The sequence below is a fragment of the Bradyrhizobium sp. 170 genome, from assembly GCF_023101085.1.
GTDB lineage: Bacteria > Pseudomonadota > Alphaproteobacteria > Rhizobiales > Xanthobacteraceae > Bradyrhizobium.
On the sequence record NZ_CP064703.1, the window covers coordinates 5,843,798 to 5,856,684 of the forward strand.

The 12,887-nt window shown below is 61.0% G+C and carries 11 protein-coding genes; 2 read left to right on the plus strand and 9 right to left on the minus strand.

Translation table 11 applies throughout. The annotated features are described in order from the left end of the window. Position 1: 1 nt before the first annotated feature. The 5 genes from IVB05_RS27200 to IVB05_RS27220 form a co-directional block, all read right to left on the minus strand. Positions 2-820 (minus strand): SDR family NAD(P)-dependent oxidoreductase, encoded by an 819-nt coding sequence (locus IVB05_RS27200; RefSeq protein WP_247779045.1) that lies wholly within the window; start codon positions 818-820, stop codon positions 2-4. 68 nt (positions 821-888) lie between these two features. Then, complete coding sequence (locus tag IVB05_RS27205; protein ID WP_247779046.1) at positions 889-1,464, minus strand: VOC family protein; 576 nt, start codon at positions 1,462-1,464, stop codon at positions 889-891. 33 nt (positions 1,465-1,497) lie between these two features. Further along, complete coding sequence (locus IVB05_RS27210; RefSeq protein ID WP_247779047.1) at positions 1,498-2,745, minus strand: MFS transporter; 1,248 nt, start codon at positions 2,743-2,745, stop codon at positions 1,498-1,500. 18 nt (positions 2,746-2,763) lie between these two features. After that, entirely contained in the window at positions 2,764-3,837 is a 1,074-nt protein-coding gene (locus IVB05_RS27215; protein ID WP_247779048.1) for an alpha/beta fold hydrolase, read from the minus strand. Between the two features lie 17 nt (positions 3,838-3,854). After that, positions 3,855-5,429 carry a bifunctional 3-(3-hydroxy-phenyl)propionate/3-hydroxycinnamic acid hydroxylase gene (locus tag IVB05_RS27220; RefSeq protein ID WP_247779049.1) on the minus strand — a complete coding sequence of 525 codons (1,575 nt, stop codon included), beginning with the start codon at positions 5,427-5,429 and terminating at the stop codon, positions 3,855-3,857. 100 nt (positions 5,430-5,529) lie between these two features. On the opposite strand from IVB05_RS27220, the gene IVB05_RS27225 reads away from it, so the two are divergent. Beyond that, positions 5,530-6,522, plus strand: coding sequence for a LysR family transcriptional regulator (locus IVB05_RS27225; protein ID WP_247779050.1), 993 nt, complete (start codon positions 5,530-5,532; stop codon positions 6,520-6,522). 804 nt (positions 6,523-7,326) lie between these two features. On the opposite strand, the gene IVB05_RS27230 is transcribed toward IVB05_RS27225, so the two are convergent. Then, the gene (locus tag IVB05_RS27230) at positions 7,327-8,220 is read right to left on the minus strand and encodes a LysR family transcriptional regulator (protein ID WP_247779051.1); all 894 of its coding nucleotides are present in this window, start codon (positions 8,218-8,220) and stop codon (positions 7,327-7,329) included. A gap of 137 nt (positions 8,221-8,357) precedes the next feature. Here IVB05_RS27230 and IVB05_RS27235 point away from each other — a divergent pair, with 137 nt between their 5' ends. Further along, on the plus strand, positions 8,358-9,332 hold the full coding sequence (locus IVB05_RS27235; RefSeq protein WP_247779052.1) for a molybdopterin-dependent oxidoreductase: 975 nt from the start codon (positions 8,358-8,360) through the stop codon (positions 9,330-9,332). Between the two features lie 17 nt (positions 9,333-9,349). Here IVB05_RS27235 and IVB05_RS27240 read toward each other — a convergent pair whose 3' ends face one another. The 3 genes from IVB05_RS27240 to IVB05_RS27250 are packed head-to-tail and all read right to left on the minus strand — an operon-like array spanning position 9,350 to position 12,862. After that, positions 9,350-10,672, minus strand: a complete 1,323-nt coding sequence (locus IVB05_RS27240; protein ID WP_247779053.1) for a CmpA/NrtA family ABC transporter substrate-binding protein — start codon at positions 10,670-10,672, stop codon at positions 9,350-9,352. Between the two features lie 41 nt (positions 10,673-10,713). After that, a complete protein-coding gene (locus IVB05_RS27245; protein ID WP_247779054.1) occupies positions 10,714-11,775 on the minus strand; it encodes a carbon-nitrogen hydrolase family protein in 1,062 nt (353 codons plus the stop codon). A gap of 37 nt (positions 11,776-11,812) precedes the next feature. Beyond that, positions 11,813-12,862: a phenylacetaldoxime dehydratase family protein gene (locus tag IVB05_RS27250; protein ID WP_247779055.1), complete on the minus strand. Its 1,050-nt coding sequence runs from the start codon at positions 12,860-12,862 to the stop codon at positions 11,813-11,815. Between the last annotated feature and the right edge of the window lie 25 nt (positions 12,863-12,887).

The window sequence follows — 12,887 nt, forward strand, 5'->3', positions numbered from 1 at the left end:
TTCATGAGGGTCCTATCAGGCACGCTCCACCATCGACGCGGATCTGCGTGCCGGTAATGTAACTCGAAGCGTCTGACGCGAGAAAAAGTGCTACGCCGCAGATCTCTTCTGTCTTGGCGACGCGGCCCAGCAACGAATTGCGCGCGAACACAGACTTCACGGCCGCATCCTGCATTGCACCGTCGCCAATGTTGGTGACGAAATTCGCCGGTGCTATGGCGTTGACCAGGATGTTATGGGGTGCAAGCTCGATCGCAAGTTGCCGCACCATATGGGCCACCCCAGCCTTGCTGGCATGATAGGCCGTTGAGACGAATGGTGCGTTCACGATGGCCGCGGCTGACGACGTTGCTATGATCCGCCCCCTCCTCCCACGTGCTTTCATAACCCGTGCCGCGGCCGCGCAGGTATTGCGCGCGCCGGTAAGGTTGACCGCGATGACCTCGTTCCATTCGGTATCAGGAGATCTGTCGATGGTCCCTTCGGGATTTATTCCGCGCTCGCCAATTGGGATCGCAAAGCCAGGGCCGCCCGCGATGCCTGCGTTGACGAATACGACATCAATACCGTTCCGATTGCGATCGATCGTATCGAAAACGCGCTCGACTGCCGCGCGGTCGACGACATCTAGGTATTCGGCGGCTGCGTTGACTCCTAAAAGCAGAAGTGCCTTCTCTAGCGCGCAGGAGTTCACGTCGGCAATCGTTACGCGCGCACCGTTTTCGGCCAGCACCCTTGCGATGCCAAGCCCAATGCCAGATGCGCCACCGGTCACCACGATCGATCGTCCGGTCACGTCGAACAACTCATGGACCTTCATCGTCTATCTCCCTGGTCACTTCCCAATGGCGCCCAACCATCTTTTTGTTGCTGCCGCGCGAAAGTGGCCTAGCTCAACAACTCTGCGAAACTGCGGGTTGGCCGTTCACCTTTCCAGCCCACCGATGCCCGACGCATCGCATTAGACAGCTTCCGCGTCGATTCATTGTCGTCGATCAGCTCGATGAATCCTGGTCCGCCTCCTCCACGGTCGATGAAGAAAACGTTTCCACCACCAGGCGCTGGCGCCTGAAAGACGATCGACTGGCCTTCCGCTTCATAAGCTTCGGCCAGTTGTTCCACGTCGGGCCGGAACTTGCCCACGTGATGGAAGCCATGTCCGCGCCGTTCTCGCGCCTCTTTATATACGGAAGGCTTGTCATCGAGCGCTTGGATAAGCTCGATCATCATCGTGCCCGAGAGGGCCACTGCGATGGTGAACTCGGCATCGCCCGGCCGGCCGCGGTATGTCGAGCGATCGCGCCCGATCCGGTCAAGGACAAACCATGGCCCAATGCCGATCGCATCGGTCCACCAATCCATAGCCGCGGCAAGATCAGGAACGGAGAAGGCAATCTGGATGAGCTCTTCGCCGCTTACGATGACCGAGTTTCCCATTCCCCCGATCGGATCGTTCGTCTTCACATCGGCTCTCCTTGCCCTTTTTGAACGTCTTGCTCATGTCGCAGACGCAGCTTCCAATTGCTTCGTCCGTCCGACGACGCGCGGCGCGGTCTCGTCGAGGAGCAGGGCCAGCCCACCCGCTACTGTGCAGGCTGCAGCCGCCATCCAGAAAGGGGTCGAAGGGCCAAGTATGTCCGCTGCGATGCCGGCGAGACCAGGTCCCCCGAACCCTCCAACTATCTCACCCACCCCCATAATGAAACCGAGTGCTGTCGCTACATGGGCCGGCGGGATCGTCTCCGAAGGTACGGTCGCCATGAACAGCGCCGTGCTGCCAATCGCGAAAAAGCCGACGCCCAACAACAAACACATTACCGGCAGGGAGCCGCCGAAAAGCACCGCTGTAACCGGTGCAATCACACCCACAAACGAGAAGAGCGCTAGAACGGGGCGCCTGCCGAAATAATCGGATAACGCGGGTACCAACATCGCGGAAATCGCAGACGAAACACCGGTCGTGGCCATCACGATGCTCATCTCGCCCGGCGTCAAGCCACGGGCTTGTACGAGATAGATTGGCAGGAAAGTCATGTGGATTAACACCCACCCAACCATCAGGCCGCTGATCATCGCGCAGATCCAAATGTTGCGATAGCTCAGCATCTTTTTCAGTCCGATGGACTTTCCAGAAACGCTTTCCTGCCGCACAGGCGCTACGGATTTTGGCTCTCTGATCAGAAATATGATGAGAACAGCGACGATGAATCCGGGAACTCCGGCAAGAAAGAACGCATTCCGCCACCCGTAAGCAGTGGCGATAGCGACAAGGGCAAGCGGAGCAACAAAGCCATTCAGGATCGAGGTCACAAAATTTTGGATCACTCCCATGTTGAATCCCCGCCGATGTTCGGAGGATTCGGCCACCATGATTGACTGTGCGATCGGAAGAACGGGTCCTTCAGCGATCCCCATGATCATGCGCGCGCCCAGGAGCATCAGGAAAGAATTTGCCAAGCCGGAAATCACTGAGCAGGCAGAAAACACGATGATCGCGGCGACCAGCAGGACTTTTCTGTTACCGAGATAGTCAGACAGCGCGCCGACGACATAGCCGGAGACCGCCCATGTCAATCCCAGGGCCGCCGCGAATGCGCCAAGTTGGGTGTTGGTGAGATGCAGCTCGGGAACGATGAACGGGGCGAGAAAGTTGAGCGCCAGCCTATCAAAGAAGACAAAACCGAATGCCAGCGCCAATAGCACCATCACGGTATTCTCGTAGCTGAAGATGCGCGACTTAACCATTGTGTTTCCCCCTGTGCATTATCGTGCTGATGTCGCGAGCGCCTCGGCAAACCACGCCGTCGTCAGTGCGTTGCGTTCGGCGGAGTGGTTGTAGATGGTGTGCTCCCCGTCCAGCCACGTCTCGACACGCGACAGTGGGTGGCTATTGCCGACAAGAAAGCCACGTTGCGCGCCGGGCGGCACCAGCGGGTCCGCTCCGCCCTCAAGCACGAGGGTGGGGCAATCCAGCGGCGCGTGTTGGCTGTCGAACGCAAGCGCGGACAGAATCGCGGTGAGCGCCACCGGATCCGATTCGCCGAACATCGCGGCAAATTGCTCTTGGGCCGTGCGGAATGGCGGCAGCTGTGTCAGCATCGGCCCGCCATTGATGCAGCACGCCGCTATGCGACGATCGCGCGTAGCGGTGAGCGCGGCGAGCAAGCCGCCATAGCTGTTTCCCCAGAGCCCGATGCGCCGGCCAGGCGTGCGTTCCTGAATCCAATCTACGAAACGGCTGAAACCGGACGTTAGGTCGGCATCAGCTCGGATCCCGCCTTCCAGCCGGCTGTCGCCTTGCCCGGGACCGTCCACCAGCAGACAGTCGAGGCCGCGCCGGCAGACCGCCTCCGCCATCGAACGATAGGCGGTTGACCACCCACTCATGCCACCGAATATGATCACGCTTCCCGCGACCGCGGCAGCGTTCGTATGGAAGTGCCAACCGAACAGCCTACCGCGCCGGTACGGCATTTCGATGCGCGACACAGGAAACTCCGAGAGCGCAGCAAAGCGGGTGAAGCATCGAGTCATTTGCTGGTAGAGGTAGCGCTTCCGCTCGCCGTCGGCGTTGAACGCCATCTGCGCGAAGATCAGGCTCGCGGCCGCCGCGTGCCAGAGTTCACGTGCGGCCGCAGATTCTTGTTCGTCATGCGCCGTCGCTTCCTGCTGTCGCGCCAACTCCTCCAGGACGATGTCCCAGGCCCTGCCCTCACGGACAATTCGGTGGGTCAGCGCCGCCGCCTCGCGGCTCATGCCGTAGTCCACCATGCGTGTGATCGGCATAGCGCGGCACAGTGCATCAATCTGCTTGAGCTGATCTTCGCTGAGATTCATGTGCAATGCCTCGCGCATCAAGCGGCCAATGCCGACTTGCGCCAGCCGAGCTTCTGCCGCAGTTCGTCCACGAGACGCGGCAGGTCGGGCATACCGGGGGCGAAGCCGAACAGGTTGGTGTCTGGACGTGTGAGCAGTGCGGCAACGTGCTTCTCGGCGAGGTAATTAGAATAGACTCCTCCTGTGTCGACGATGCGCTCGACACCCGGGCCGGCGTTGTCGGCGAGCGTGAATAGCCGGCAACCGAGGTCCCTCAGGAATCCGATGCGTGTTGGATCGAGCACCGCGGCTGGATTGTTCTCGGCGATCAGCGCGAAGCGGTAGCCGACTTGGTCGTCGAGCCGGCCCGTCCGGCCGCCGATGCTGACTTGCCCCTGTGGGGGCACCGACCCTACCGCTTTACCGGCCTCGCCGCTGCGATCATCCTGGATCACGCCTGCCGCGAAAGCGGGGAATGGCGGAGGTGACGGCACCAGGTTGAAGCGGAAGGCGACGTCACGAATGAAGGCGACAGCGCGGCTGTGGGTGTTCGCCACCTTGCCGAGCATTGTCGCGGAACGCATGATGTTGTCGACGTGCGGGCGGCGTTCCAGCTCGTAACTGTCGAGGATGTCCGCAGATGCAGCGCCGCGCAGAACAAGGTCGAACTTCCAGGCGATGTTGGCGGCATCGCGAATTCCAGAGCAGGCGCCCTGCCCCATATAGGGCGGCATTGTATGGGCGGCATCGCCGCCGAGGAAGGCCTGCCCCCTGCGCCAGTTCTGCGCCATCCGGCATTCAAACGTGTAGACGAGCTGCCGTATGATTTCGATGTCGTCGGGCCCGACCCCATGATAGTGCCTCAGTATCTTCCAAGCACTCTCCGCCTTCTCCATTTCCGCTGTGTCTTCATGCTTCAGAAGCGCGAACTCAAACCGCTGCCGGTTCTTGCCGATCGGCAGGAACATATGTCCCCTGGCCGGATCGCAGTATTGTTTGGTCTCCTCGAAACTCGACGCCATAGAGCGCTTTCGCTCGCCGTCGATGTTGAGCCAGCGCTCGTTGAAACCGTTGTCATCACGCTCGATGCCGAGCGCCGAGCGGACGAAGCTGCGGGCGCCGTCAGCGCCGAACACGTAGCTTGACCGCAGTGTTTCGACACGGCCGTCCCTCTTCATTGCGAGCTCGATCGTGCCGGCAGTGCTTTTCAAGCCTGTGAGCTCCGTACCTTGGTGGATGACAACATTTGTCAGCGTGCGCACCCGGCGATCGATCGCTGCTTCGATGTCAGGCTGGTGGATCGAGATATGCGCCGGGAAACCCATCGGCAGGCTCGGAACTTTGCCCACGTCTACGAGCGGCCTGCCCTTCGCGTTGTAAAAAATGTACGACTCGATCGGTGAGGAATCTCGCAGAGCCTCGTCAATATCGCAGGCAAAGCTAAGCAGCCGCGCCGTCTCGCCGTCGATATGGGTTAGTCGCGGCAGGCCGTAGAGCGTTGGCCAACGCTCGATGACCACCACGCGGTGCCCGAGCTGCCCCAGCAGCGAGGCCGCGGTGAGACCCGTCGGGCCGTAGCCGATGATTGCCACATCGAAATCAGTCGGTGCCACGAAATGTCCTCCCCTGATTTTTTTTGGAGCTTGTGACAATCCTTGACATTGGCAAAATCGATTGTTTTTATGGATCCTATCCATACCATGGATGCGAGACATGCGTTTCAAAGGGCTCGATCTAAATCTCCTCGTCGCGCTCGACGCGCTGATGACCGAGCGCAGCCTCACCGCGGCGTCACGCAGCATCAATCTGAGCCAACCCGCAATGAGCGCTGCCGTCGCACGGCTGCGCACCTATTTTCACGATGACCTATTTACGATGAGGGGGCGCGAGCTCGTTCCAACACCTCTCGCCGAATCCCTTGCCGCTCCGACTCGCGAGGCCCTGCTGCACATCCAGCTCTCCATCGCGTCCCGGGAAACTTTCAACCCTACCAAATCGGATCGCCGCTTCAGGATCATCCTGTCGGATTTCATGGCACTGGTGTTTTTCAGAAAGGTTGTCGAGCGTGTCGCCCGGGAAGCTCCCGGCATCACGTTCGAGTTGCTGCAGTTCGACGATCAGCCGGACGAACCGCTTAGGCGCGGGGAAGTTGACTTTCTGATCTTTCTGGAAATGTTCATGTCGAGCGCACATCCCAAAGCCAGACTTTTCGACGAAACGCTCGTGTGTGTGGGCTGCAGAACGAACCCGAAGCTTTCACGGAAGCTCACTTTCGAGCGATACATGTCGATGGGGCACGTTGCGGCTCAGTTCGGACGTACACGGAAACCGTCTATCGAGGAATGGCTCTTGCTCGAACATGGTCACAAGAGGCGGATCGAGGTTGCCGTGCCCAGCTTCAGTATGATCCCGTCGTTTCTGTTGGGCACGGAGCGAATTGCGACGATGCACTCAAGGCTCGCAGCACAACTTGCAGCGACGACGCCGCTGCGGATCGTCGACCTTCCGCTGCCACTCCCCGCCTTTACTGAGGCGGTTCAATGGCCTGCCCTTCACAATAATGATCAGGCAAGCATTTGGATGCGAGACATCATGCTGCAGGAAGCAGCCCACATGAAGTCTCCGCCGAAGGCAGCGCGAGGTCGCCACCGTCGCGAGCCAATGCCGCGGCTGATAGGTGGCTCCTCAACCAAAATTAAGCCCTAACCACCGTGAACGACGGCGGGACAATGCGCCGGACAATGCGCTCAAACCCCATTCTGTCGCTCGTTGCCTGAACCGTGACTGCGGAAGTATCGGTGTCACAGTTCTGAAGTTGCGCACGATCAAGCGTTGATGTCGTGGCCACGCGGTAGGGTCCAACAACCAGACTCGATCAGCTCATGACAGCTCGTTTCCTTCGACGTGAACGGCCCCGGCCTTGACAGTCGTAAGAGCAGCGTAACCCAACGATCAGTTAGCAGGACGCTTCGCCAGAACGAAGCCGATGCCTAACGCGATCATCGCCGCCCCCGACCCCTCTCGTAGGCGGCGGATTAGCGCGGGACGCGCTGCTGCGCCTTCTCGGATGCCGCTCGCCGCAAACGCAACCACGATATCGGCGAGGGTGTTAAGCGCAACCGACACGAAGCCAAGCACAACGGCACTACGAAGAGTTCGTGCGGCCGGTCATCGACCAGTTCCAGAAACTCATCGAAGCGGGGATAGCCTCCGGCGAATTTGGATCGTCGGCACCTGCAAGCGAGTTGACGGAAAAATCGTCATGTGTCCAGCGCTGCTGCCGGCCCTATGGTCACTATTATTCCGCAGCCGGAAAGCGATCGATGTCGTCGCCTTCGCGGACGCAACTTTCGATCTTCTCATGAGAGGACTGGCAGCTTCTGCGGAGCCCTGCAAAATTGGAGACAGCTAACAGAACAACTAGCTCCGCGCAGCGGCGATTGGCGCGAGCGACCCGGTGGCATCGTTCTTTTGTCGAATCAGTGAATGATTCGACAATGCGGCTGCGCCTCAGTATTCGTTCAGGTAAGCCTTGTCGCGGTCAAAGACGTGAGCGATATGACGGCTCACTGAACGGACCCGAGCCATGAATTCGATGTCTTGGTGTACCGACAGGAAAACGTCGCGATAGACCTTGACCTCATCAGGGAGGACGGGAACGAGGGTTGGGTTCGCCTTAGCGGAGAACAGGGGCAGCAGTGCGATGCCTGCTCCCGCCGCCACGGCGTTCTGCTGCGCGTGCATACTGGATGAGCGGAAGGAGACGTTCGTCGGCTCAAGTACATCCAGCAGCCAATGCACCGGCTGGATAGCGATGAGATCCTCAACATAGTCAACAAAGGTATGAGACGCGAGTTCGGCCCGGTTGGCCGGCATCCCGCGAAGGGCGAGATAGGCATCGCTCGCATACAAGGCGAGACGAAACGATCCGACTTTCTTGACGACGAGGCGCTGCCCGTCAGGATGCACGAAACTGATAAAGATGTCCGCCTCGCGCTTGGTCAGGCTGATGAGATGCCTCTCGGTCACAAGCTCCACCGTTATTCCCGGACTCCTCGCCGCCAGTTCCGTAAAGCGTTCCGCCAGAAAAAAAGCACCGATCCCCTCCATGGTCGCGACGCGCACCCGCCCCGTGGCGGTGCTCGCGTCTGAGCCCAACGCCTGTTGAACGGAAGAAGCTTCCTGTTCGATTCGTTCGGCGATCGCGAACAGGCGATGGCCGTGTTCGGTAAGGACGAAACCGTCCGGCTTGCGATCAAACAGCTTGACCGAGAGGCTCTTCTCCAACTCGGCGATACGCCGGCTGACAGTAGTGTGGTCGACCCTCAGCCGCCGAGCGGCCGGCATGAGGCGGCCTTGACGTGCCAATTCCAGAAAATATACCAAATCGTTCCAATCGAACACGAATAATCCTAACAGGCCTGAGCAACCACGGTAACCAGTGGACTTGCGTGGCCCATCTTGCGAGATTGGCGCTCCGAAAACCAGTCCGGCGATGACATCGGTTGTGTACCACGCCATGGACGCGATAAAGAACAGCCATGACCGACATGATCGAAACCGGCACCTACCGCTCGATACCGCGTAAGATCTCGCAACTGACGGATTTCGTGACACCCGAGCCTGATGTTTTCGTGCTGGCGCATCTTGGCATCCCGGATCTGGCCCGCGACGACTGGAGCCTTTCGGTCACGGGAATGACAGCCAAACCGCTGGTTCTCAGGTTTGATGATCTCGTGACCTTCCAGGCACATCGGATCACCGCCTTTCACAAATGTGCCGGCAATCCGATGAAGCCCGCCGAGCCGACGCCGGACCGCGTTGCCAACGTCGTCTGGCGCGGCATCCGGTTGCGCGACGTACTGTCGCGTGCCGGCTACGATTCCCGCGCCACCCATCTATGGGCCGACGGCATCGATAGTGGCTCGTTCGAAGGCGTGGCGGTCGCCAAATATCAGAAGGACCTTCCCCTCGCCAAAGCCCTGCAGGACGACGTCCTGCTCGCCTTCGAGATCAACGGCGCACCGCTGAGCGCCCATCGGGGCGGGCCGGTGCGGCTCGTGGCGCCGGGCTGGTACGGGACCAATTCCGTCAAATGGCTGCGGACGCTGCATCTCGCAGACGGCCGCGCGGCCGGCCCTTTCACCACCCGTTGGTACAACGATACGGATGCATCCGGCATTCGCCGTCCGGTCTGGGCGGTCGCGCCGGACTCGGCGATCGTCACGCCCGCCGCCGGCGAGAAGATCGACGCCGGCACGTTGACCGTCCGCGGCTGGAGCTGGGGCGAACATGATATCGCGCGCGTCGACCTCAGCATCGATGGCGGCGCGAGCTGGCTGCCGGCCACCCTGTCACCCCGGACCGACAAGTCCTGGCAGGGTTTCTCGGCGCAACTGCGCATCGATCGCAGCGGCCCGATGCGGATCATCTCCCGCGCGACCGACGTCCGGGGCGAGGTTCAGCCCATGTCAGGCGCGCGCAATGCAAGTGTCGCGGTCGAAGTGCAGATCTAGACCAACGTCATGCGGCGTCAGCCCTTGCGGACCGACTTGAGGTATTCGTCCGGCTGGCTGGAATCGAACTCGCTGCCGAGGATGGTTTCCTTTCCAAAACCTCCCGCCGGCGGCGAAGCGCCGTTCTCGCGCATGATCCTGGATGCGTCGGTCGCCAGCATCACCTGCTCGGCGAGCTTCTTGTAGTCGATGTCGTCCTTGAGCATGTTCCAGCGCCGCAGTTGCGTCATCAGCCACACCGCTGCCGCGTAGTGTGGAAACGGCTGATAGTCGACGCGGCGCGGATCGTCCTTGATGTTTCCGAGGCCATCGGCGTAGCGGCCGGTGATGACCTGCTCCAGCACGACCTCGGGTGCATTGAGATATTGCGGCTGTGCCAGCACCTTCGCCATGCCGCCGCGGTTGTTCTTGTCCGAGACGTACAAGCTCGCGGCCACGATCGCACGGTAGAACGCCATGAAGGTGTTCGGATGCTGGGTGATCCAGCTTTCCGCCGCGGTGACCGAACAGCAGGGATGGCCGTCCCAAATTTCCCGGGAGATCAGATGGATGAATCCCGCGCCCTCGTACACCGCGCGCTGGCCACCGGGTTCGCCGCCGAAGAAGCCATCGATACTGCCGACCCGCAGGTTTGAAACGTATTCCGTCGGCGGTACGACCCGGTAGGTCACATCCTTGTCCGGATCGAGGCCGTGGGCGGCGAGATAGTTGCGAAGCTGCAGGGCCTGATGGCTCTGGTCGAACGGTACCGCGAAGGTAAAACCCTTCCAGTTTTTCGGATCGCGGTTGTCCTTGTGCTTGTTGGCCAGAACCAGCGAGTTTCCATTCTGGTTGAGAATCGTGAGGACCTTGATCGACTGCTGATTGCCGCCAAGCCCGGCGCTCATGGTCAACGGCACCGGCATCACCTGCTGCGATACATCCAGTTCACCGCTGACCATCTTGTCGCGGATCAGGGCGATGCCAGGCACCTTCTGCAGCGAAACGTCGAGGCCTTCCCTGGCATAGGCGCCCATTTGCTCGCCATAGATCAACGGCGCCGCGCAGGTGATCGCCAGGAAGCCGACGTTCAGCTTGGCCTTTTCGAGCGGCTTCTTCTCCTGTGCGATGGCTTTCAGCGTATCGATCGGCAGTAATCCGCCCAGCGCACCCAGCAAGGCCGCTGCGCCCACGGATTTCAACAATTTCCGGCGTAGCACCGGCGCGGGAAACAGCCCGTGCAACAGCGCCGTCTCGATTCCGCTGGAGACCTGCGCTTCCGCGGCAACCGGCGCTGCCTCCCGGCAGCATGAGCATGTTGCAGACAAGTGCAGTGGATTGCGGTCGCAGCTTTCGGTCATAGCGTGCGCTTTCTCTCGGTTCGAGTTGTCGTCCTATCCAGTCACGAATCCAGGCCGCCGCCGTTGTGGAATGAAACGGCCTCGGCCGCCGCGCCGTGCTCGGCCAGCACGGGTGTGATATCGGCAGAGACGGTATCGCTGAACGTCGCGGAGGTCAGCCGCTTGCGATTGACCTTGAGGTCGAAGATATCGAAGCGGTTGTAATAGCCGACCACGTCGTGGAACTGCTTGGGCTCGACGCAGCGCTGCAGATCGCATTCCGCATAGGCGATGCCTTCCTGATCCTGCAGGATGTCTCCGAACACTTCGCCGGTGGGATCGACGAAGAAGCTCGCTGCTCGCTGGGTGCGATCGATCACGTCGGTAACATCAGGATCGCGCGCGATCAGGAATTCACGCATTGCCGCGTCCATGAAGCCTGCCGTGATGACGCCGAACGCCTTGGCTTCGAACGAATGCGCGCTGGCGCGGATGCGGTTGGCGGCGACATTGTTGAAATTGCCACCCGCGCTCGGCCGCCGCGTCGGCCACATCGGCGGCCAGCTCGAGATGTGGATCTGCTCGGCCTGCGCCATCAGCGCATAGCGCGCCAGCGGATTGGTGTTCTCGCCGCAGATCAGGTTTCCGACGCGGCCGACCGGCGTATCGACGACGCGCAGTCCGGCGCCGTCGCCGGCGGCCCAGATCAGCTTCTCGTAGAAAGTGGGCACCAGCTTTCGGTGATGGTTGAGAATGGCGCCATCAGAACCGATCATGACGTTGCTGTTCCAGATCAGCCCGACGCTGGTCGGCGAGCTTTCGCTTATGCCCATCGAGATCGTGACGCCGAGCGATCTGGCCTCACGCCGCAGCGCCGCGATTTCGGGGCCTGCGATCGCGACGGATTGTTCTGCCATCAGCACGAACAGATCGTGGTTCTCGATCGGCGCCCACAGCGCTGCCCAGACCGGAAACGCCGGAATATAGGTCTCGGGGAACGCGATCAGTTGCGCTCCGCCGCGGGCCGCCTCCCGGATGATCGAGATCGCCTTCGCCGTCGTCGCTGCGCGATCGAGAAACACCGGCGCTGCATGGACGGCGGCTATTTTCACGGATGACGTCATTCTCACGAATCCTTCTTATGTATCTGCAATTGCGCGATCACAGCCGTTCGCCCGCGAAATAGCCCGACAGGCCGGTGCCGGGTGCGCAATTGACGTATTCGAAGATCTGGCCTTGCTCCGGCAGCACGAACACCTCGTGCCAGGTGCGGAGCTGGTTGGCCTTGCCGAACTTGCGATAGCGCGCGATCGCGGCGGTGAAGATCGCCTCGTGCGACGCATGGCGTTCGGCCCAGTTCTCCATGTGCTCCAGGGACAGGAAGTAGCCGAGGGCGTGGGTCTCGAGCTGCGGCGTGCCTGCGGCATCGCAGGTCTGCTGAAAGCGCAGCGAGCAGCAGCCGGTGGCCTCGGGACTCTCCTTCAGGTAAGCCATGCCGCGTTCCAGCGGAGCGCGTAGATCGCGCATGTAATCCTCGGTCTGCGCCGGGTCGCAGCGGCCCCAGAACGCGGCCGAGCGGATCACCGTGAAATTTTGCGGCGTGACGATGCGCCAGCGTGCCGACCGGGTGTCGCGGGCGACCGCCGGCGGCAATTCTTTCACAGCGGGCGCAAGTGCATCCACGGCCGCCAGCGGAATCCGGTCCCGCATGGCGCCGTAATAGCCGCAATAGGGCGTCGGATAGACCGCCACTTCAGGCGATCGGCTGAGCGCGGCCGGATAGTCCTTCCAGTACAGCGTCTCCTGCCGCTCCACCGGCACGGTGAGGCTTTCACGGAAATATCCATTCGGCTCGGCAAGGCGCGCGGCATCGGTCCACCAGCCCGCCACATGCGGATAGGCGAGCCAGTCATCGCGACGCTCCTGATCAAGCCAGTAGGCCGCAACGATGTGGGTGTAGAGACCGTTCTGGTCGATAAACCAGGCATGGTCGTGCACCGTCGGCCCGCTGGGAAGGCCGACAGCCGCATCGATCCAGGGGAAGAACGGCGACGCATAGACGCTCTCGGCATCACGGCCCTGAATGCCGTGGAACGCCACGCACAGCGTCTCGCACTTGTTGGCGAAGCCGGCGGACCATCGCTGCACCACGGGTTCAAAGCCCTTTGGCTTGCGCAGCGGATTGACGCGATCGAAAACCTGAATTCCCATTTGTTCTCTCCCTTAATTTTCTTCG